The organism is Streptomyces sp. NPDC029044, from assembly GCF_040637495.1.
GTDB lineage: Bacteria > Actinomycetota > Actinomycetes > Streptomycetales > Streptomycetaceae > Streptomyces.
In genome coordinates, this window is the sequence record NZ_JBEZWN010000055.1 from 1 (window position 1) to 20,646 (window position 20,646).

General features: G+C 72.4%; 18 protein-coding genes. 11 read left to right on the forward strand and 7 right to left on the reverse strand.

Features of this window, described 5'->3' with window-relative positions; all coding sequences use genetic code 11:
- Window positions 1–162: 162 nt before the first annotated feature.
- Together AB0E85_RS30995 and AB0E85_RS31000 are read right to left on the reverse strand one after the other, a co-directional pair.
- The gene (locus AB0E85_RS30995) at window positions 163–930 is read right to left on the reverse strand and encodes a hypothetical protein (RefSeq protein WP_361934064.1); all 768 of its coding nucleotides are present in this window, start codon (window positions 928–930) and stop codon (window positions 163–165) included.
- A 164-nt stretch (window positions 931–1,094) separates the two neighbouring features.
- Entirely contained in the window at window positions 1,095–2,768 is a 1,674-nt protein-coding gene (locus tag AB0E85_RS31000; RefSeq protein ID WP_361934067.1) for a PucR family transcriptional regulator ligand-binding domain-containing protein, read from the reverse strand.
- 306 nt (window positions 2,769–3,074) lie between these two features.
- Here AB0E85_RS31000 and AB0E85_RS31005 point away from each other — a divergent pair, with 306 nt between their 5' ends.
- The 5 genes from AB0E85_RS31005 to AB0E85_RS31025 all read left to right on the forward strand — a co-directional run bounded on the left by AB0E85_RS31005 (window position 3,075) and on the right by AB0E85_RS31025 (window position 9,705).
- Window positions 3,075–3,965, forward strand: a complete 891-nt coding sequence (locus tag AB0E85_RS31005; RefSeq protein ID WP_361934070.1) for a xanthine dehydrogenase family protein subunit M — start codon at window positions 3,075–3,077, stop codon at window positions 3,963–3,965.
- Window positions 3,965–4,546: a (2Fe-2S)-binding protein gene (locus tag AB0E85_RS31010; protein ID WP_361934072.1), complete on the forward strand. Its 582-nt coding sequence runs from the start codon at window positions 3,965–3,967 to the stop codon at window positions 4,544–4,546. The genes AB0E85_RS31005 and AB0E85_RS31010 overlap by 1 nt, the downstream gene beginning before the upstream one ends.
- A gap of 2 nt (window positions 4,547–4,548) precedes the next feature.
- Window positions 4,549–6,948 carry a molybdopterin cofactor-binding domain-containing protein gene (locus tag AB0E85_RS31015; protein WP_361934075.1) on the forward strand — a complete coding sequence of 800 codons (2,400 nt, stop codon included), beginning with the start codon at window positions 4,549–4,551 and terminating at the stop codon, window positions 6,946–6,948.
- Window positions 6,949–7,058: 110 nt separating this feature from the next.
- Entirely contained in the window at window positions 7,059–8,516 is a 1,458-nt protein-coding gene (locus tag AB0E85_RS31020) for an NCS2 family permease (RefSeq protein ID WP_361934078.1), read from the forward strand.
- A 37-nt stretch (window positions 8,517–8,553) separates the two neighbouring features.
- A complete protein-coding gene (locus AB0E85_RS31025) occupies window positions 8,554–9,705 on the forward strand; it encodes an XdhC/CoxI family protein (RefSeq protein ID WP_361934081.1) in 1,152 nt (383 codons plus the stop codon).
- Window positions 9,706–9,740: 35 nt separating this feature from the next.
- Here the strand turns inward: AB0E85_RS31025 and AB0E85_RS31030 are convergent, their stop codons facing one another.
- Both AB0E85_RS31030 and AB0E85_RS31035 read right to left on the reverse strand, forming a co-directional pair.
- A complete protein-coding gene (locus AB0E85_RS31030) occupies window positions 9,741–10,181 on the reverse strand; it encodes an SRPBCC family protein (protein WP_361934084.1) in 441 nt (146 codons plus the stop codon).
- A 28-nt stretch (window positions 10,182–10,209) separates the two neighbouring features.
- Window positions 10,210–10,977, reverse strand: a complete 768-nt coding sequence (locus AB0E85_RS31035) for a polysaccharide deacetylase family protein (RefSeq protein WP_361934174.1) — start codon at window positions 10,975–10,977, stop codon at window positions 10,210–10,212.
- A 167-nt stretch (window positions 10,978–11,144) separates the two neighbouring features.
- Between AB0E85_RS31035 and AB0E85_RS31040 the strand changes: the two genes are divergently transcribed.
- The 3 genes from AB0E85_RS31040 to AB0E85_RS31050 all read left to right on the forward strand — a co-directional run bounded on the left by AB0E85_RS31040 (window position 11,145) and on the right by AB0E85_RS31050 (window position 14,412).
- Entirely contained in the window at window positions 11,145–12,146 is a 1,002-nt protein-coding gene (locus tag AB0E85_RS31040; protein ID WP_361934087.1) for a glycosyltransferase, read from the forward strand.
- Window positions 12,143–12,742, forward strand: a complete 600-nt coding sequence (locus AB0E85_RS31045) for an HAD-IIIA family hydrolase (protein ID WP_361934090.1) — start codon at window positions 12,143–12,145, stop codon at window positions 12,740–12,742. Before AB0E85_RS31040 ends, AB0E85_RS31045 begins: the two co-directional genes overlap by 4 nt.
- A 689-nt stretch (window positions 12,743–13,431) precedes the next feature.
- Window positions 13,432–14,412, forward strand: a complete 981-nt coding sequence (locus AB0E85_RS31050) for a glycosyltransferase family 9 protein (protein ID WP_361934093.1) — start codon at window positions 13,432–13,434, stop codon at window positions 14,410–14,412.
- 15 nt (window positions 14,413–14,427) lie between these two features.
- Here AB0E85_RS31050 and AB0E85_RS31055 read toward each other — a convergent pair whose 3' ends face one another.
- The 3 genes from AB0E85_RS31055 to AB0E85_RS31065 form a co-directional block, all read right to left on the reverse strand.
- The gene (locus AB0E85_RS31055) at window positions 14,428–14,748 is read right to left on the reverse strand and encodes a hypothetical protein (RefSeq protein WP_355834082.1); all 321 of its coding nucleotides are present in this window, start codon (window positions 14,746–14,748) and stop codon (window positions 14,428–14,430) included.
- Between the two features lie 105 nt (window positions 14,749–14,853).
- A complete protein-coding gene (locus AB0E85_RS31060; protein WP_361934097.1) occupies window positions 14,854–15,780 on the reverse strand; it encodes a polysaccharide pyruvyl transferase family protein in 927 nt (308 codons plus the stop codon).
- A 296-nt stretch (window positions 15,781–16,076) separates the two neighbouring features.
- The gene (locus AB0E85_RS31065) at window positions 16,077–17,105 is read right to left on the reverse strand and encodes a LacI family DNA-binding transcriptional regulator (RefSeq protein WP_361934177.1); all 1,029 of its coding nucleotides are present in this window, start codon (window positions 17,103–17,105) and stop codon (window positions 16,077–16,079) included.
- 313 nt (window positions 17,106–17,418) lie between these two features.
- Between AB0E85_RS31065 and AB0E85_RS31070 the strand changes: the two genes are divergently transcribed.
- From AB0E85_RS31070 to AB0E85_RS31080, 3 genes are read left to right on the forward strand one after another with little or no spacing between them, the layout of a single operon-like run.
- The gene (locus tag AB0E85_RS31070) at window positions 17,419–18,735 is read left to right on the forward strand and encodes an ABC transporter substrate-binding protein (protein WP_361934100.1); all 1,317 of its coding nucleotides are present in this window, start codon (window positions 17,419–17,421) and stop codon (window positions 18,733–18,735) included.
- A gap of 11 nt (window positions 18,736–18,746) precedes the next feature.
- A complete protein-coding gene (locus AB0E85_RS31075; RefSeq protein WP_361934103.1) occupies window positions 18,747–19,787 on the forward strand; it encodes a sugar ABC transporter permease in 1,041 nt (346 codons plus the stop codon).
- Window positions 19,784–20,617 (forward strand): carbohydrate ABC transporter permease, encoded by an 834-nt coding sequence (locus AB0E85_RS31080; protein WP_361934106.1) that lies wholly within the window; start codon window positions 19,784–19,786, stop codon window positions 20,615–20,617. The genes AB0E85_RS31075 and AB0E85_RS31080 overlap by 4 nt, the downstream gene beginning before the upstream one ends.
- Window positions 20,618–20,646 lie beyond the last annotated feature (29 nt).

The following is a 20,646-nucleotide window of genomic DNA, read 5'->3' on the forward strand; positions in this document are numbered from 1 at the left end:
GCCGCCCCAGCTGCGGGCATGCGTGCCGCTGGGGGCGATGGGGGTCCCCCCTGCTCGAGCGAAGCCGAGAGCTTGGGGGAGGGTGGGCGCAGCGGCACCCCGCTCCGCCGGGTTGCGGAACGCCCCGGCCCCAGCGGCAGCGCCGAGTACCCCACACCCCCCTCAAGCCGTCGCAGCCGGCGGAACCGGCGGAGCCAACTGGCGGGACAGCCACGTCGGTACGCCCCCGAGGAGGCGGAACAGGCGGCGGGCCTCCTCGCGCAAGCGGGACGCCTCCGGCTCCGTCTCCGTGTCGGCCAGGGACACCAACGCCGGGGCCGTGCCGACGAGATAGCCCAGCTCCTCCCGGATCCGCAGCGACTCCGCGAAACCGTGCCGCGCCTCCGCCAACTCCCCTTCCCGCAGGGCGAGTCCGGCCATATGGCGCCACGTGAACGACAGCAGCAGTGGATCGGAGTGCGCCGTCGCGCCCGCATGCGCGCGGCGGTACGCCGCGCGCGCGGCCTGGGGCGCGCTCGTCAGGTTCTCCGCCAGCAGCCCGCGCCGGAAGTCCAGCAGAGCCCGCGCCGGAGCCCCCGGAGGGACCAGCGCCGCCGCCCGCCCGAGCGCGGCCCGCGCCTCGTCGGCACGGTCCCGCACCGCGAGCAGCGTCGCCGCGTAGGCCAAGTAACCGCGTTCACAAGCGGCCGCGCCGCGTTCGTCGTCGCTGTGGGCCATCGCCTCGGCCGTGCGCAGCGCGTCCTCGGCCTCCTCCCAGCCCTGTTCGGTGTACAGACACCGTTCCACCAGCAGCGACGCGCGTTGCAGCGCCGCCGCCGGTGTGGTCGGCGGCAGCAGGGCCGCCGCGTCGGCCCAGCATCCGCGGGAGCGCAGCCGCCATACCGCGGTCTGGAGGGGATCGTCACCGGCGGTCGTTCCGTTACCAGACATGGCGGTATGCGCCACGTTGCCCTCCCCGAGCACGCCATCGAGCTGTTGAGTGGTGGCGGCATCTCAGCACGAATCGGCGGGCGGGGCCAAGAGGGTGGGTGAAGGATTTCACAAAGTCGTGGGACTCGGGGGCGCCCCGGGTTTGGGCCGGGACACCCCGTGTCTCAGCTCATGCGCAGGGCCAGGAAGAAATCCAGCTTGTCCTCCAGCCGCGAAAGATCACGGCTCGTCAACTGCTCGATCCGGCCGACCCGGTAGCGCAGCGTGTTGACGTGCAGGTGCAGACGGGCGGCGCAGCGGGTCCAGGAGCCGTCGCAGTCGAGGAAGGCCTCCAGGGTGGGGATCAGCTCGGCGCGGTGGCGGCGGTCGTAGTCGCGCAGCGGGTCCAGGAGGCGGGCGGTGAAGGCCCGGCGGACGTCGTCCGGGACGAAGGGCAGCAGCAGGACGTGGGAGGCCAGTTCCTGGTGGCCGGCCGCGCAGACCCGGCCCGGGCGGGCCGCGGCGACGCGCCGGGCGTGGCGGGCCTCCTCCAGCGCGCCGCGCAGACCTTCCGCCGAGTGGACGGCCGCGCTGACGCCGAGGGTGAGCCGGCCGTCGTCGTCGAGGCCCGCCGTGAGGGGCTCCCGTACCGATCCCAGGAGGGTGTCCGCGAGGACGCCTGCCTCCGTGCCGTCGTGCTCCGCCGAGACGGCCGGGAGGGGCACCAGGGCGATGGCCTCGTCGCCCGTGTGGGCCACGGCGATGCGGTCGGAGTGCTCCGGTCCGGCCACCGCGGGGTCGACGAGGACCTCCTCCAGCAGGGCCTGCGCCACCGGGCCGCCCTCGATCTCCCCGCCCTCCCAGTCGACCCGGGCCACGACCACCTGCCAGTGCGGCGCGGCCCCCAGGCCGGGCAGCAGGACCGGCGCGGCCACCCGCAGCCGGGCGGCGATCTCGGCGGGCGCCGCGCCCGTCTGGACCAGTTCCAGGACCTCCTGGGCCAGGCGGCGGCGGACCGTGCGGGCCGCGTCGCGGCGGTCCCGCTCGACGGCGATCAGCTGGGTGACGCCGTAGAGCAGGTCCAGGCGCTCCTCGGGCCAGTCCCCGGCGTCCGCCTCCACGGCCAGCAGCCAGTCCGACAGGACGGTCTCGCGGACGTCCCGGGCGGGCTGCGGGGAGCGGCCCGTGGAGCGGACCGGGAACAGGGAGTACGTCGTGGCGCCCAGGGTGACGCGGTGCGGGCCGCGGCGGCCCGTGCGGGTGGCGGCCAGGTGTTCTCCGGCGAGCCGGGCGCAGGTCTCGGCCGGCAGGGCGGGGCCCGCCGCCTTCGAACCGGCGATCAGGCGGCCGGTGGGGGAGAGGACCCAGGCCCGCAGGTCCAGGTCCGTGCCCAGCAGGTCCAGGACCACGTCGGGGCCGCCGCCGGCCGGGCCCGAGGTCATCATCCGGCGGTGGCGGTCGACGACCGCCGCGAGGTCTCCGGCGCGCTCGCCGGAGACCTGCCGGACGACGTGCTCGGTGATCGTCGCGAACGCCACCGACTCGTGCACCGCGAAGAGCGGGAGGCGGTGCCGGGCGCAGGCCACGACCAGGTCCTCGGGGACGTCCCCGAGCTCGGCCTCGCCCGCGGCGAGGGCCGTCACGCCCGCCTGCACCAGGATCCGGACGAACGGCTCCGAGTCGTCGGCGTCCCGGCGCCAGGCCAGCCCCGTGAGTACCAGCTCGCCGCCCGCGAGGTAGCGGCTGGGGTCGCGGAGGTCGGTGGTCATCACACCCCGGACGGTGCGGTCCAGCTCGTCCTCGCCGCCGAGCAGCCTGAGGCCCAGCGCGTCGGTGTCCAGCAGTGCGCGCAGCCGCATTCTCGTCGCCGCCGATCTTTGTCTCGAAATCAAACCCTGCCCCGGCTGTGTTCCAGGTCACGCGGCCGTGTCGCGCGTTTCCACAGGAGAACGAGGAGGTTTCTGAGGGCCTCCGTTCATACGAATCTACAAGATGCCTGTCCTGGCCAGCCAACTCCTTCATGGTTTCCGTGACTGACTCAGTCGGAGCACCCCCCTGTGTACTGAGGCCACTACGCGTCAACAGCACATGAACGAGCCGGGACCGCCGCACACGGATTGGCTCAAACCGAACGCCCCACGAGAAGACGAAGAAGAGAGCCGGTCATGGACTTCCTTCGCCCCGCCAGCTGGGAGGAGGCGCTCGCCGCGAAGGCCGAGCACCCCACAGCTGTGCCGATTGCGGGTGGCACCGACGTGATGGTCGAGATCAACTTCGACCACCGCCGGCCCGAGTACCTCCTGGACCTGAACCGCATCGGCGACCTCGGCGAGTGGGAGGTCGGCGAGGAGAGCGTGCGGCTGGGTGCCTCCGTGCCGTACACGAAGATCATGGAGAACCTGCGCGCCGAGCTGCCGGGCCTCGCCCTCGCCTCGCACACGGTCGCCTCCCCGCAGATCCGCAACCGCGGCGGCGTCGGGGGCAACCTCGGCACCGCCTCCCCGGCCGGTGACGCCCACCCCGCCCTGCTCGCCGCGGGCGCCGAGGTGGAGGTCGAGTCGGTGCGCGGCAGCCGTCTCATTCCGATCGACGCGTTCTACACGGGTGTCAAGCGCAACGCGCTCGCGGCCGACGAGCTGATCCGCGCCGTGCACGTGAAGAAGGCCGACGGGCCGCAGCAGTTCTCCAAGGTGGGCACCAGGAACGCGATGGTCATCGCCGTGTGCGCCTTCGGACTCGCGCTGCACCCCGGGACGCGGACCGTGCGGACCGGCATCGGTTCGGCCGCCCCGACGCCCGTCCGGGCCAAGGCCGCCGAGGAGTTCCTGAACGCCGCGCTGGAGGAGGGCGGCTTCTGGGACAACGGAAAGATCGTCACCCCGTCGGTCGCCAAGCAGTTCGCGGACCTGTGCTCCGCCGCCTGCAACCCGATCGACGACGTCCGGGGCACCGCGAGCTACCGCCGCCACGCCGTCGGCGTCATGGCCCGCCGCACGCTGACCTGGACCTGGGAGTCCTACCGCGGCGCCCGCCGCACCATCGAGGGAGCTGCCTGATGCGCGTCAACTTCACGGTCAACGGCCGCCGGCAGGAAGCCGACGACGTGTGGGAGGGCGAGTCCCTGCTGTACGTGCTGCGGGAGCGGCTCGGGCTGCCGGGTTCGAAGAACGCCTGCGAGCAGGGCGAGTGCGGCTCGTGCACGGTCCGTCTTGACGGCGTGCCGGTGTGCTCCTGCCTGGTCGCCGCCGGGCAGGTGGAGGGCCGCGAGGTCGTCACCGTCGAGGGGCTCGCCGACTTCGCCAAGCAGCGCGCCGAGGGTGGCTGCGCGTCCGGGGCCTGCGGTACGTCGTTGCAGAGCGCCCAGGAATGGGAAGCCGGGGGCACCGACTCGCAGACCGGCGAGGGCACCGAACTCTCCCCGATCCAGCAGGCGTTCATCGACGCCGGCGCCGTGCAGTGCGGCTTCTGCACCCCCGGCCTGCTGGTCGCCGCCGACGAGATGCTGGAGCGCAACCCGACCCCGAGCGACGCGGACATCCGCGAGGCGCTGTCGGGCAACCTGTGCCGCTGCACCGGCTACGAGAAGATCATGGACGCGGTCCGCCTCGCGGCCGCCCGGCAGTCAGAGGCGGTCTGATCATGGCTTCCCCCAGCGGAACCCCCACGAAGATCACCCAGGGCTCCCCGACCAAGGGCGGCATCGGCGAGTCCACGCTCCGCCCCGACGGCACCCTCAAGGTCACCGGCGAGTTCGCGTACTCGTCCGACATGTGGCACGAGGACATGCTGTGGGGGCAGATCCTGCGCTCGACCGTCGCGCACGCCGAGATCGTGTCCATCGACACGGGCGAGGCCCTGGCCATGCCGGGCGTCTACGCCGTACTGACGTACGACGACCTGCCCACCGACGTGAAGAACTACGGCCTGGAGATCCAGGACACCCCGGTCCTGGCCCACGGCAAGGTCCGCCACCACGGTGAGCCGGTCGCGCTGGTCGCCGCCGACCATCCGGAGACGGCACGCCGCGCCGCCGCGAAGATCAAGGTGGACTACCGCGAACTGCCCGTCATCACCGACGAGGCCTCCGCGACCGCCCCGGACGCGCTCCTCGTCCACGAGAACCGCGACGACCACCACGCCGGCCACGTCCCGCACCCCAACATCGTGCACCGCCAGCCGATCGTCCGCGGCGACGTGGCCGCGGCGCGCGAGCGGGCCGACGTGATCGTCACCGGCGAGTACACCTTCGGCATGCAGGACCAGGCCTTCCTCGGCCCCGAGTCCGGCCTCGCCGTGCCGGAGGAGGACGGCGGCGTCCACCTCTACATCGCCACCCAGTGGCTGCACAGCGACCTGCGCCAGATCGCGCCCGTGCTCGGCCTGCCCGAGGACAAGGTGCGGATGACGCTCTCCGGCGTCGGCGGCGCGTTCGGCGGCCGCGAGGACCTGTCGATGCAGATCCACGCCTGCCTGCTGGCCCTGCGCACCGGCAAGCCCGTCAAGATCGTCTACAACCGGTTCGAGTCGTTCTTCGGGCACGTCCACCGCCACCCCGCCAAGCTCCACTACGAGCACGGGGCCACCAAGGACGGCAAGCTCACCCACCTGAAGTGCCGGATCGTCCTGGACGGCGGCGCCTACGCCTCCGCCTCCCCGGCGGTCGTCGGCAACGCCTCCTCCCTGTCCGTCGGCCCGTACGTGGTCGAGGACGTGGACATCGAGGCCATCGCCCTCTACACCAACAACCCGCCCTGCGGCGCCATGCGCGGCTTCGGCGCGGTCCAGGCGTGCTTCGCCTACGAGGCGCAGATGGACAAGCTCGCAGCCAGGCTCGGCATGGACCCGGTGGAGTTCCGCCGGCTCAACGCCATGGAGCAGGGCACGCTCCTGCCCACCGGGCAGCCCGTCGACTCCCCGGCCCCCGTCGCCGAGCTGCTGCGCCGCGTCAAGGCGATGCCGATGCCGCCGGAGCGCCAGTGGGAGTCCAGCGAGGGCGCCGACGTACGGCAGCTGCCGGGCGGCCTGTCCAACACCACGCACGGCGAGGGCGTCGTCCGCGGGGTCGGCTACGCGGTCGGCATCAAGAACGTCGGCTTTTCCGAGGGCTTCGACGACTACTCCACCGCCAAGGTCCGCATGGAGATCGTCGCCGGCGAGCCCGTCGCCACCGTGCACACCGCGATGGCGGAGGTCGGCCAGGGCGGTGTCACCGTCCACGCGCAGATCGCCCGCACCGAGCTGGGCGTCACCCAGGTGACCATCCATCCGGCCGACACCCAGGTGGGCAGCGCCGGTTCGACGTCGGCCTCGCGGCAGACGTACGTCACCGGCGGCGCGGTGAAGAACTCCTGCGAGCTGGTCCGCGAGAAGGTCCTGGAGATCGGGCGCCGCAAGTTCGGCTCCTACCACCCGGCCTGGGCGACGGCCGAACTGCTCCTGGAGGGCGGCAAGGTCGTCACCGACGGCGGCGAGGTCCTCTCCGACCTGGTCGACGTCCTGGAGGACGAGGCAGTCGAGGTCGAGGCGGAGTGGCGGCACCGGCCGACCGAGCCCTTCGACCTGCGCACCGGCCAGGGCAACGGGCACGTGCAGTACTCCTTCGCCGCCCACCGGGCCGTCGTCGAGGTCGACACCGAGCTCGGCCTGGTCAAGGTCATCGAACTGGCCTGCGCCCAGGACGTCGGCAAGGCGCTCAACCCGCTGTCGGTGCTCGGCCAGATCCAGGGCGGCACCACACAGGGCCTGGGTGTGGCGGTCATGGAGGAGATCGTCGTCGACCCGAAGACGGCGAAGGTCAAGAACCCCTCCTTCACCGACTACCTGATCCCGACCATCCTCGACACGCCGACCATCCCGGTCGACGTTCTCGAACTCGCCGACGAGCACGCCCCGTACGGGCTGCGCGGCATCGGCGAGGCACCCACCCTGTCGTCGACCCCGGCCGTCCTCGCGGCGATCCGGAACGCGACCGGGCTCGAACTGAACCGGACTCCGGTGAGGCCCGAGCACCTGACGGGTACCCAGCTCTCCGAGGGCTGAGCAGTCACGATCCCCCTGGGGGCTGCGTCCCCCAGGTCCCTTGTTCGTCTCGGGCCGTCCCCCGGGTCGTGAACATCCCAACCCCCTTTGAAACTTGGGAGACGGCACCCATGACCCAGCAATCACTGGAGCCGAGGACCACAGCCGAGGACGCGGGCGAAGGCACCCGCGTCCCGGCCGGACGGTCCTGGCTCGACCGGTACTTCCACATATCCCACAGAGGGTCGACGGTCGCCCGTGAAGTGCGCGGCGGCATCACGACCTTCATGGCGATGGCGTACATCCTGCTGCTCAACCCCCTGATCCTGTCCGGCAAGGACGCCGCCGGGGACACGCTCGCCCAGCCGGCCCTGATCACGGCGACCGCGTTCGCGGCGGCCTTCACCACCCTGCTGATGGGCTTCGTCGGCAAGGTGCCCCTGGCCCTCGCCGCCGGCCTGTCCGTCTCCGGTGTCCTCGCCTCCCAGGTCGCGCCCGAGATGACCTGGCCGCAGGCGATGGGCATGTGTGTGATGTACGGCGTGGTCATCATGCTGCTGGTTGTCACCGGTCTGCGCGAGATGATCATGAACGCGATCCCGCTCGCGCTCAAGCACGGCATCACCATGGGCATCGGCCTGTTCATCGCCCTCATCGGGTTCTACAAGTCGGGCTTCGTGCACCAGGGCGAGGCGACCCCCCTCGCGCTCGGCCCGGCGGGCGAACTGGCCGGCTGGCCCGTGCTGCTCTTCGCCGGCACCCTGCTGCTGATCTTCATGCTCCAGGCCCGGCACATCCCGGGCGCCATCCTCATCGGCATCGTCAGCGGCACGGTCGTCGCGGCGATCCTGAACGCGGCCGGCGTCATCAACCCCAAGCAGTGGGCGGGCGGCGCACCCGAACTGCACGGCAGCGCCGTCTCCATGCCCGACTTCTCGCTCTTCGGGGACGTGAAGTTCGGCGGCTGGGGCGAGGTCGGCGCGATGACGGTCGGCCTGATCGTCTTCACCCTGGTGCTCGCCGGGTTCTTCGACGCGATGGCCACCATCATCGGCGTCGGCACCGAGGCCAAGCTCGCCGACGACAAGGGCCGCATGCCGGGCCTGTCCAAGGCGCTGTTCATCGACGGGGCCGGCGGCGCGATCGGAGGCGTGTCCGGCGGTTCCGGCCAGACGGTGTTCATCGAGTCGGCGACGGGGGTCGGAGAGGGCGCCCGCACGGGCCTCGCCTCCGTCGTCACCGGTCTGTTCTTCGCGGCCTGCCTGTTCTTCACCCCGCTCACCGCGATCGTGCCGCAGGAGGTCGCGTCCGCCGCGCTCGTCGTCATCGGCGCCATGATGCTGATGAACGCCCGGCACGTGGACTGGGCCGACCGGGCCACCGCCGTCCCGGTGTTCCTCACCGTCGTGCTGATGCCGTTCACGTACACCATCACCACCGGTGTCGCGGCGGGCGTCATCTCCTACGTCGCCATCAAGACCGCCCAGGGCAAGTGGCGTGAGATCGGCGCCTTCATGTGGATCCTCACGGCGGTGTTCCTCGTGTACTTCGCCCTCAACCCGATCGAGAGCTGGCTGGGCGTCCACTGACGCCGGCCTTCCCGCGACCCCAAGGAGACCGAGACAGATGCTGGACATCGCCGAGGAGCTGAACCGGTGGGTCGAGCAGGGCCGTGACTTCGCCGTGGCCACCGTGGTGGCCGTCGGCGGCAGCGCGCCCCGGCAGCCCGGCGCCGCGCTCGCGGTGGACACCGACGGCACGGCGATCGGCTCGGTCTCCGGCGGCTGCGTGGAGGGCGCGGTCTACGAACTGTGCGAGCAGGCGCTGCGGGACGGCGGATCCGTCCTGGAGCGCTTCGGGTACAGCGACGACGACGCCTTCGCCGTAGGACTGACCTGCGGCGGCGTCATCGACATCCTGGTCACCCCGGTACGGGCCGCCGATCCGGCCCGCCCGGTGGTCGCGTCCGCGCTCGCCGCCGCCGCCCGAGGGGAGGCGGCGGCGGTGGCGCGGATCGTGTCGGGCCCGCCCGAACTGACGGGCCGGGCCCTGCTGGTCGGCCCCGACGGTTCCCACGACGGCGGCTTCGGCGCCCATCCGGAACTGGACCGCACGGTCGCAGCCGAGGCCCGCGCCTTCCTGGACGCGGGCCGCACCGGCACCCTGGAGATCGGCGAGCGGGGCTCCCGCTGCGGGGCGCCCCTCACGGTGCTGGTCGAGTCCTCGGTCCCCGCACCCCGCATGATCGTGTTCGGAGCGATCGACTTCGCCGCCGCCCTGGTCCGCGTCGGCAAGTTCCTCGGCCACCACGTCACCGTGTGCGACGCACGCCCCGTCTTCGCGACCCGGACGCGCTTCCCGGAGGCCGACGAGATCGTCGTCGAGTGGCCCCACCGCTACCTGGAGCGCACCGACGTCGACGCCCGCACGGTCCTGTGCGTGCTGACCCACGACGCCAAGTTCGACGTGCCCCTGCTGAAGCTGGCACTGCGCCTTCCGGTGGCGTACGTCGGTGCCATGGGCTCCCGGCGCACCCACCTGGACCGCAACGCCCGTCTGCGGGAAGTCGGCGTCACCGAGCTGGAGTTGAGCCGCCTGCACTCGCCGATCGGGCTGGACCTCGGCGCCCGTACGCCCGAGGAGACGGCCCTGTCGATCGCGGCGGAGATCGTCGCCGCGCGCCGTGGCGGCAGCGGGGTCTCCCTGACCGGCGCGCACACGCCGATCCACCACGAGCCGGGGCCGGCGGCCATGGGCCGGATCGGGTCGGTCGCCTGAGCACCGGCGGGGAACGCCGGGCCCACGCCGGTGCGTCAGGCCTGCCGGAGCAGACGGTTCAGGGCCCGCCCGAACACGTACCGCGAGGAGCGCCGCACCACCGCGTCGAAGGCCGACGGCACGAACCGGACTCGGATCTCCTCCCGCCACACCACGCGGGAACGTCCTCCCGGCCCCGGCCGCACCTCCAGCTCCGCCCACCCGAGGACGACCCGCCCCCGCTTCTCCAGCCGGCACAACCCGGTGCCCCCGTCCGCGGGCGGCTGCCACACCGTCACCTCCATCGGGTCGTCGAAGGCCAGCGGCCCGGCGCCCGAGCGGGCCACGACGAGTGTGCCCTCGCGTGTCGGCCCGGGCGGCACGACCCTGACCACCGTGAGCGGCACCGCGTCACCGTGCCGCCGCCACCGGGTGATCCGCCGCCACGCCTCGTCGAGGGAGAGCGGAACGGTGCGTTCGATCAGGAAGTTCGCCACCCCCCGATCGTAGGGAACCCGCAGGGCGTCACCGGTACACCTCGCCCGGCTCCGCCTTCCCCGGAGCGAGGAGCTGAGGCACCGTCACGAAGACGTAGCCGCGTTCCTTCAGCGCGTCGATGATCCCCGGTACCGCCGGCACCGTGCCGTCGTAGAGGTCGTGGAGGAGGATGATGCCGTCCCGGGAGGACTGGGCGAGGACGCGGCGGGTGATCAGGTCGGAGTCGGTCGTCTTGTAGTCCTTCGCCGTCACGCTCCACAGCACCTCGGCGAGGCCGAGTTCGCGGCAGATGGCGTGCACGGTGTCGTCGGTGCGGCCCTGCGGCGGGCGCATCAGGGTCGGGCGCCGGCCGGTGAGGCGCTCTATCTCCTCGTTGGGGCGTTCCAGTTCCTCGCGTATCTCCTCGGGTCTCAGCTCGGTCAGGATCTTGTGGTCCCAGGTGTGGCTGGCCACCTCGTGCCCCTCGTCGGCCATCCGCCGCACCAGCTCGGGGTACTTCTCGATGTGCCGCTTGCCGAGGAGGAAGAAGGTCGCCGGGACCTGTTTCTCCTTCAGGATGTCCAGCAGCCGCGCGGAGTGCTCGCTCGGTCCGGCGTCGAAGGTGAGTGCGATGCACTTGACCTCGCGGCAGTCGACGGCACCGAAGCGGGCCGGCTGCATGTCGGTCGCCGGACGGGCCCGGACGGTGCTGGGAGACGTGGTGTCGGTCCCCGTGCAGCCGCTCAGGGCGAGGGTGAGGGCGGCGGTCACCGCGAGCGTTCCGGCCGTTCGGAACGCGGTCCCCGTTTTCGTCATCTTCTTGGTCAGAGAAGGCATGCCGGGACTATATATCGCGTGTATACACGTGGTTTATAGTCCCCGAGGCGTGCCCGGACGGCCCTGACCCGGTGTTTGAGGGAGCCGTACCGCGGCACTCGCCAGCTCGGTAGTCCGCGCACGCCGCAGGAGGGAGGGCCGCACGCATGACGTCGTACGCCGTCGTGATCCCCACCCTCGTTCCGGACACCCTCGCCGACTGTCTCGCCGCGCTCGCCGCGGCGACCGGACCGCGCCCCGAGGAGATCGTCCTCGTCGACGACCGGGCCGACCCCGAACCCGGGCCGCTGGAGCACCCGTTGAGCGTCCTCGGCGACCTGCGGGAGCGGACCGTCGTGCTGGGCGGCGGCGGTCGTGGGCCCGCCGCCGCCCGCAACACCGGGCTGCGCGCCGTGAGCGCGCCGTGGACGGTGTTCCTCGACGACGACGTCCAGGTCGGGGCCCGCTGGTGCGACCGGCTGGCCGAGGACCTCGCAGAGGCGTCCCACGACACGGCGGGAGTCCAGGGCGTCCTCGCCGTGCCGCTGCCCGGCGAACGCAGGCCCACCGACTGGGAACGCGGTACCGCGGGACTCGTCCGGGCCCACTGGGTCACCGCCGACATGGCCTACCGCACGGAAGTCCTCCGGCAGGTCGGCGGCTTCGACGAACGCTTCCGGCGCGCCTTCCGCGAGGACGCCGACCTCGCGCTGCGCGTCCTCGACTCGGGCTGGCGTATCCGGCAGGGCCACCGCACCACCCGCCACCCCGTGCGCTCCGCCTCCCGCTGGGTGTCCGTGCGCCAGCAGCGCGGCAACGCCGACGACGCCCTGATGCGACATCTGCACGGCCCCGACTGGTGGGACAAGGCCGTCGCGCCGCGCGGCCGGATCCGCACCCACGCGGCCATCACGACCGCCGGGGTCGCGGCCTGTGCCCTCGCCGCCACCGGGCACGGCCGGGCCGCGACGGCCTGCGCGCTCGGCTGGGCGGCCGGCACGGCGGAGTTCGCCCGCGCCCGTATCGTCCCCGGGCCGCGCACCCGCCACGAGGTGGCGACGATGCTGGCGACCAGCGTGCTCATCCCGCCCACCGCGACCTGGCACCGGCTGGCAGGTGCCTGGCGTCACCGTCACACCCCCGCCTGGCAGGAGGAGGCCACCCCGTGAGCCCGGTGAAGGCCGTGCTGTTCGACCGCGACGGCACGCTCGTCGAAGACGTCCCGGAGACCGCCGACCCCGACCGTGTACGCCCGGTCGAGGGCGTCCGCGACACCCTCGCCCTGCTGCGCGGGCACGGCATCCGCACCGGCGTCGTCACCGACCAGCCCGGCGTCGCCCGGGGGCTGCTCAGCGACGCCGATGTCCGCCGTGTCAACCACCGCGTCGACGAACTGCTCGGCCCCTTCGACGTGTTCGCCGTCTGCCCGCACGGTCCCGACGACGGCTGCCACTGCCGCAGGCCACAGCCCGGCCTGCTGCTGTGGGCGGGCGGGCGGATCTGCACGGGCCCGGCCGAACTGGTCGTCATCGGCTCCACCGCCGCGGGCGCGGAGGCCGCCCGCCGCGCGGGCGCCCACGGCATCCTCGTCCCGAACGGCCGCACCCGCCCCGAGGAGACCGCACGGGCCGACCACATCGCCCCGGACCTGCTCACCGCGGTCCGAGCGGTGCTGGACGAACCGCCCCAGGGCCGCGTGCTCGCCGACGAGCGCCCCATACAGAGGGCGTTCACCTCCGGCCCCGAACCGGACGGGCCGGCGTGACGGCCGCCGCCGTACGGGGCGTTCGCCCGCGCTGACCCGGTGACAGGTCATGGACACCGCGCGGACCTTGACCCTTCGGCGACGCGCCGTGGGCTCAGGCAGGTGCGGTTATCGGCTGCCGCCGGAGGGAGCGATGGCCGGCACCGGCCTGGGTGCGGGGGTTCGGGGCCATGGTCGGGTGGGCCGGGTGCGTGCAGGGGGTGCTGGGCGGTGTTCGGCTGGCGCGGGTGCGCGGGTGCGCGGGTGCGCGGGTGCGCGGGTGCGCGGGTGCGCGGGTGCGCGGGTGGTGCCCGAGCATGCCCGCCGCGGTGGGATTGGCGGGTGCGCGTGTGGGGAGGCATCCTGGGCTCTTCCCGGCTGACCCCTGTGCACGGGGCTGACCCCTGTGCACGGGGCTGACCCCTGTGCACGGGCGAGGTCCTGACCGGGCAGGTGGCCGTGCCGGTGCGGTGTCGGCACCGGGCCGGTTCCGTGACCTCGCGGGAGTCCCGGTCGGCCAGGCGGACGCACTCTCACCGCTCCGGACGCAGTGGCACGTCCGGACCGCGCGGGTCGCGCCCGGCCGGTGCGGCGGTGAAGGCCGGTGCCGCACGAGGTCGTTTCCCTCGCCCGGCCGCTGCCGGGCCCCGCTGCACCCGATGGGCGGGCCTGCGGCGGCGGATGCCGGGTGCGCGCGGCAGGCTGCTGGCATGACGACCCCGGACCGAACCGCGCAGCCCGCGCGACCCCGCCTCCTCGTCCTGCGCGCCCTCGGCCTCGGGGACCTCCTCGCCGGTGTCCCCGCGCTGCGCGCCCTGCGGCGGGCCCACCCCGGGCACGAACTCGTGCTGGCGGCCCCCGCCGAACTCGCGCCGGTCGCGGAGGCGACGGGAGCCGTGGACCGGCTGCTGCCCGCCTCCGCCCCCGGCCGGGCCGTCCCGCGCACCCTCGACTGGACCGGTCCGCCCCCGGACATCGCCGTCGACCTGCACGGCAACGGCCCGCCCAGCCACCGGCTGCTCCTGGGCCTGCGTCCGCTGAAGCTGCTGGCCTTCGCCCACCCGGACCTGCCCGGGACCGACGGCCCGCCCTGGTACCCGGAGGAGCACGAACGTGACCGCTGGTGCCGGCTGCTGCGGGCGTACGGCATCGACGCGGACCCCGGCGATCTGCTGCTGTCCCGCCCGCGGGCCGCGTCCCCGGCCCCCGGCGCGGTCGTCCTGCACCCCGGCGCCGGGTCGCCCGCGCGCTGCTGGCCCGTCGAGCGGTACGCCGCCGTCGCGGCCGAACTGCGCGGCCGGGGCCTGCGGGTCGTGGTCACCGGCGGCCCGGCCGAGGGCGACCTGGTGGCCAGGCTCGTCAAGCAGGCCCACCTGCCGGACACCGACGTGTTCGACGGCGGCCTGCCCTTCGAACGGCTGTCGGCTCTCGTGGCCGACGCCTACGCCGTGATCAGCGGGGACACCGGCATCGCCCACCTCGCGGTCGCCCACGGCACACGCTCCGTCACCCTGTTCGGCCCGGTCGCACCGAGCCGCTGGGGCCCGCCTCCCGACCCCCGCCACCGCGCTGTGTGGCACGGCCCGGAGGGCGACCCGCACGGCCGCCGGCCCGACCCGGCTCTCCTGCGCATCACCGTCGAGGACGTCCTCCGAGCCGTCGGCGAACTGCCCGACACCCCGCGGACGTAGGGGACAGGGCCGTGCTCAGCCGTCGCAGCACCGGCACATCAGCCGGAACGCGGCGAACATCGTCAGGGGCCACAGCGCGGCGAACGCCCAGATCACACCCGGTTCGGACGTGACGATCCCGGCCACCATCAGCCCTACCGACACCGCGAGCAGGACCACGACGGTCCAGACACGGGGACGGTAGGCGGCCAGTCGGGCCAGGACGCGGGCGGGGTCGGGGCGGCGGCTCACTCGGTGGGTGCGCAGCTTGCGGTCGAGGCGACGGTCGCGGCGCAGAGCGCGTTCCATCTCGTCGAGGATGCGCTGCTCGTTCTCGGGAAGTCGGCCGATGGACACGCTCTCTCCTTCCGGGCGGCCGGACCGTCTCTCCTCCCGGGGGGACGTGCGGCGGGGGAAGTACAGCGGGGGACGTACAAGCGGGTGCCCCGTGGTGGCCCCCGGCTAACCGGGCACGGGCCGCGCCAGTGCCTCGACGAGCCGGTCCGCGCTGTCCGGCACGGAACCCTCGCGGAACCCGTCGCGGATCTGCCGAGCGGTCACCCGGCCGCCGGTCAGGCACCAGTCCCACCAGCGGTCCAACTGCCGCACGTCGAGCTGCTCGGCGGGCACCAGCGCGGGCCAGCCACAGGCCCGGGCCTGCGCGGTCAGCTTGGCGCCGCCCGCGACCGGGTCGACGGCCAGCACCGGTGTGCCCACCCGCAGCGCGATCACCAGCCCGTGCAGCCGGTCGGTGACGACGAGGTCCAGCCGGGCCAGGACGGACTGGAGCTGTGCGGGCGTCGCGCTCAGGTGCCAGTCGTGCGTGTCCAGCCGGGTCTCCAGCTCCAGCCGTCCGCAGTCCTTGGAGGCCAGCCAGCGCGTCACCTCTTCGGCGACCTGTCCGTGCCGCCGCAGCTGCCCGTACTCGTGCTGCCCGTGCGCGAGGATCACCCCGACGACGGGCCTTGCCGGCACGTCCGGGGCGCGGGCCGCGAGGTCCTCCACCGGCTCGCTGTCCGGTCCGTCCCGGGGCAGCACCCGGTGGAAGCCGGTCACGGCCGGGCTGACGGGGTCGATCACCGAGGTGCCCACCGCGATCCGCACGCAGTGCGCGAAGCGCCGGTGCAGCTCCTCCACCTGCGGTCCGTGCAGCGGGCCGCACACGAACACGAGGTGGGTGTAGTCCTCGGGCCACAGCCGGTCCAGATGCAGTGCCTCCGGACGGAAACGGGGACTCCAGGCGACGTCGTAGGGGATGCCCGTCCCCAGAAGCACGTCCTCCACCCGGCGCAGGGCCAGCACGTCCCCGGCGGTCGCCTCCCTGTCCCGGAAGCTGAACCAGCCGGTGAGCAGCACCCTGCGTGGTCGCTTGCCCTGTTGTGTCTGCACAGGCCCTGAGTGCCCGCCTCTCGGCAAGACATTCAGGGCATTACTCGCATTTACCGCACCGTCACTGGGTGTGGAACGCGGCGACCGCCCGGTCGGTGTCGGTGCTCACCGCCTGCACGTTCAGCGGGTACTCCCAGTGGCGGACGCATCGCCCCGGGTAGTGGTGCGACTCGTACGCCACACCCGCCGGACCCACGGCCCGCGCGGCCGGCTGTGCCGACGCCCCTGCCCCGCGGCAGCCCCCTCGTCCCGGTGCCGAGTCTGGGCAACGGCCCTCGCGGGCCGCCCGAGTACTTTCAGTCCGGCGGCAGTTGGGGCTCGGGCCGGAGGGCGGGAGGCGGGGCGGTGGTGGTCCGGGGGATGACATGGGTCGGCAGCACGAGGTGCCGCTCCCGGTCCGCGCCCGGGTCGTCGATGAGGGACAGCGCCAGTCCGCCGGCCTCCCGGCCGATCAGCGCCGGCGACTGGGCCACCGTCGTCAGATCGAACCACTGCGCGACCGGCTGGTCGTCGAAGCCGACGACCGACATCTGCCCGGGCACCTCGATGTGCGTCGCGCGGAGCGTCCAGATCACGGCGACGGCCACCTCGTCCTGCTCGGCGAAGACCGCGGTGGGCGGCTCCCGCAGCCCGAGCAGCCGGCCGACCGCCTCGGCCGCACCCCGCTTGTCGCCGGACGGGGTGGCGACCACCAGATCGTCGTCGAGGGGCAGGCCGGCCTCCGCCAGCGCCTGCCGGTATCCGACCAGCCGCTCCTGCGAGCTGAAGGAGAACCCGCAGGCACCCTCTGTCCGCACGTAGGCGATCCGGCGGTGGCCGAGGTTCAGCAGGTGCCGGGTGCCGTGCAGGGCGCCGGCCACGTCGTCGACGTACACGCTGGGGCGTCCGCCGACGTGCTGGCTGACGTAGACGACCGGCATGGCCAGGTCGTCCAGCCGGGCCGTCTCCTCGTCGGTGAGGTCGAAGGAGAACACCAGCAGCGCGTCCGCGTTGCGCCGGGCCGGGAGATGCTCGAAGAACGCGGTGCGCTCGGCCATGTCCGGGATCACATACACCGTCAGTTCCATGCCGGCCGCCCGCAGGACGCGCGCGAGGCCCGACAGGGCGGTGCCCATGAACCACGAGCTGAGGGTGGGCACCAGCACCGCCACGTTGCGGGTGCGGCCCGTCACGAGACTCGCGGCGTGGCGGGAGACCGCGAAGTCCAGCTCCCGGGCGGCCTGTTCGACCCGGGCGCGGACCTCGGGGGAGACGGTGGACAGACCGCGCAGGGTGCGCGAGACGGTGGAGGTGGAGACCCCGGCCCGCGCCGCGACGTCAGCCATCGTGGGGTGCCGCTGACCTGGTGGCATGCGCCGAACGCTAGCACGTGGACACCGCCTCGGGCGGCCGGTGCTGGCAGCGCTGTCTCACCGGATTCTTGCCTTCTTACGACGTTGGTCCGCATTGACTTCCCCATGGCTGCGCTTCTAGCGTGCAAACGTTGTCTCGACAGGTTCGAAGTCGCCCCGGATGGTCGCCTCTCACCCGCTGTGACCTGCTGTCTTTAGCAGTGCAATGCCGTGGCAACGCAATCTCATGACCAAAGCCATCCCGGGGGAACAGACACGACTTCGGTTCGTCAGACCAGGAGCGACAGTGAAGACCAGCACCGCCAGAGCGATTCAGTGTTCCGCAGCGCTCGCCGCCGCCGGACTCCTCCTCACCGCCTGCGGCTCGTCCGGCGGCAGCGGCGGCAGCGGCGGCTCGGGCGGCTCGGCGCAGGCCGCGACGGCCACGTTCAAGGGCCGCGGCCCCATCACCTACGTCGCGGGCAAGGACACCACCGGCACCGTCCAGACCATCATCAACCGCTGGAACAAGGCCCACCCGAAGGAGAAGGTCACCTTCATCCAGCTGCCGACGGACGCCGACTCGCAGCGCCAGCAGATGATCCAGAACGCGGAGACGAAGTCCGACGCCTACACGGTGCTCGCCACCGATGTCGTGTGGACGTCCGAGTTCGCCGCCCACCAGTGGATCGAGCCGCTGCCCGCGGACCGGTTCCCGCTCGGCAAGATGCTCAAGCCGGTCGTGGAAACCGGCCAGTACCGCGGCAAGCTGTACGCGGTCCCCGCCAGCTCCAACGGCGGCCTGCTGTTCTACCGCACCGACCTGCTCAAGAAGGCGGGCATCACCCGGCCCCCCACCACGTGGGCGCAGATGACCGCCGACTGCGCCAAGGTGACGAAGCTCCCCGAGGCGAAGAACATGTCCTGCTACGCCGGGCAGTTCCAGAAGTACGAAGGCCTCACGGTGAACTTCGCCGAAGCGGTCAACTCCGCCGGCGGCCGCATCGTCGACGCCGACGGCAAGCCCGACGTCGACACCCCGCAGGCGAAGAAGGGCCTGGACTTCCTCGTCAAGTCCTTCAAGGACGGGACGATCCCCAAGGAGGCCATCACCTACCAGGAGGAGGACGGCCGGCAGGCCTTCCAGTCCGGCAAGCTGGTCTTCCTGAACAACTGGCCCTACGTGTACTCCCTGGCCCAGAAGAGCGCCGTCAAGGGCAAGTTCGCCGTCGCCCCCCTGCCCGGCCTGAACGGCCCCGGCGCCTCCAGCCTCGGCGGCTCCGACCTGGCCCTGTCGTCCTTCGCCAAGAACAAGGCCACCGCGCTGGACTTCATGAAGTTCTTCACCAGCGAGGAGAGCTCGACCTACTTCCTGAAGAACGCCTCCCTCGCCTCGCCCTACGCCGACCTGTACGACAACGCCGCACTGGACAAGCAGTTCCCGTACCTGCCCGACCTGAAGCAGTCCATCACCAAGGCCGTGCCCCGCCCCCGCGTCGTGCAGTACGGCGACGTCACCGCCGCCGTACAGAACGAGGTCTACGCCGCCCTCACCGGCAAGAAGAGCAGCGGCCAGGCGCTGAAGGACCTACAGGCGGACCTGCGGAAGCTGACGGCTCAGTGAGGGCGTGGCGCATGGCCGACACCGCGATCCCGCCCGGCACCACCGCACACCGGCCCGGGACGGCGGCCGCCCGCCGCCCCGGGCGGCCCCCCGCGTCCGCCCGCCCGCGAGGCCGCTCCCGGGCCACCGCGGGCACGGGCCGCCTGGCCGCGCTCCTGGTCTCCCCGACGCTGCTGGTCCTCACCATCGTCGTCCTCTACCCGACGCTCATGGCACTCGACGAGTCCCTGTACGGGGTCAAGGGCCTGGACCCCAGGACCGGTTTCATCAGCGACACCGAGCCGTTCGTCGGGCTGAAGAACTACACCGACATCTTCACCCAGGCCGGCGACCGCTTCTGGAACGCCTTCTGGAACACCACCGCCTTCACCGTCGTCACGGTCTCGCTGGAGACGGTGATCGGCGTGGCCATGGCCCTGATCATGCACCGGGCGTTCCGGGGCCGCGGCCTGGTCCGGGCGAGCATCCTGGTGCCCTGGGCCATCCCGACGGCCATCTCCGGGCTGCTCTGGAAGTGGATCTTCAACGCCGACGGCATCGCCAACGTCCTCCTCGGCCACCAGGTGCTGTGGACCGCCGACGGCTTCTCCGCCAAGGTCGCCGTCGTCATCGCCGACGTGTGGAAGACCGCCCCCTTCATCGGGCTCCTCGTCCTGGCCGGCCTCCAGGTCATCCCCAGGGAGGTCTACGAGGCGGCCCGGCTCGACGGGGCGAGCGCCTTCCAGCAGTTCCGGCGCATCACCCTGCCCCTGGTCAAGCCCGCCCTGCTGGTGGCCGTGCTGTTCCGCTGCCTCGACGCGCTACGCATGTTCGACCTGCCCTACATCCTCATCGGCGCCCAGAAGGGCTCCGTGGAGACCCTGTCGATGCTCGCCCAGAACGAGGCGTCCAACGTCCGCTTCGGCCCGGCCTCCGCCTACTCCGTCCTGCTCTTCCTCTACGTCTTCCTCATCGCGCTCGCCTTCGTACGGCTGCTCGGCGCCGACCTCATGGGGGACGCCGGCGGCAGGAAGAAGAGCGGGAGCCGCCGCGCACGGGAGGTGACGGCATGACCCTCACCGCCAAGTGGCGGCAGTGGCTGCCCCATCTCGGCATCGCCCTGGTGGTGGCCTACTGCCTGGCCCCGTTCTACTGGATGCTGGTCTCCAGCCTGCGCAGCACCAACGACATCTTCAGCACCTCGCTGCTCCCGTCCCCGGTGTCCTTCGCGAACTACCGCTCGGTGTTCGGCCCGGCCCAGGGCTTCACCCGGGCACTCCTCAACAGCCTCGTCGTCGCGGGCGTCACCACCGCGCTGTCGCTGGTCCTCGCCACGTTCACCGCGTACGCGATGGCCCGGCTGGAGTTCCGCTTCAAGCGGCTGATCCTCACCCTGATCATCGCCACCTCGATGTTCCCCGTGGTGTCGATCGTCGTGCCGCTGCTGAAACTGTTCACGGACATCGGCTGGATCAACACCTACCAGGCGATGATCGTGCCCAGCATGTCCTTCACGCTGCCGCTCGCGGTGTGGAACCTGACCACGTTCTTCCGGCAGCTGCCCGACGAACTGGAGCAGGCCGCCATGGTGGACGGCTGTACCCGCGGCCAGGCCTTCCGCAAGGTCATCGTGCCGCTGGCGGCACCGGGCATCTTCACCACCGCGATCATCACGTTCATCGCGGCCTGGAACGAGTTCCTCATCGCCCTGTCGATGACCAACAAGCCGGGCATGCAGACCGCCACGGTCGCCATCTCCAAGTTCTCCGGCGCCACGACCTACCAGACGCCGTTCGGCAGCCAGATGGCCGCGGGCGTCGTCGTCACCATTCCGCTGGTGGTCATGGTGCTGCTCTTCCAGCGCCGTATCGTCGCCGGGCTCACCGCCGGCGCGGCCAAGTAGACACCCCACCCCCCTCAGGAGCCGGAACC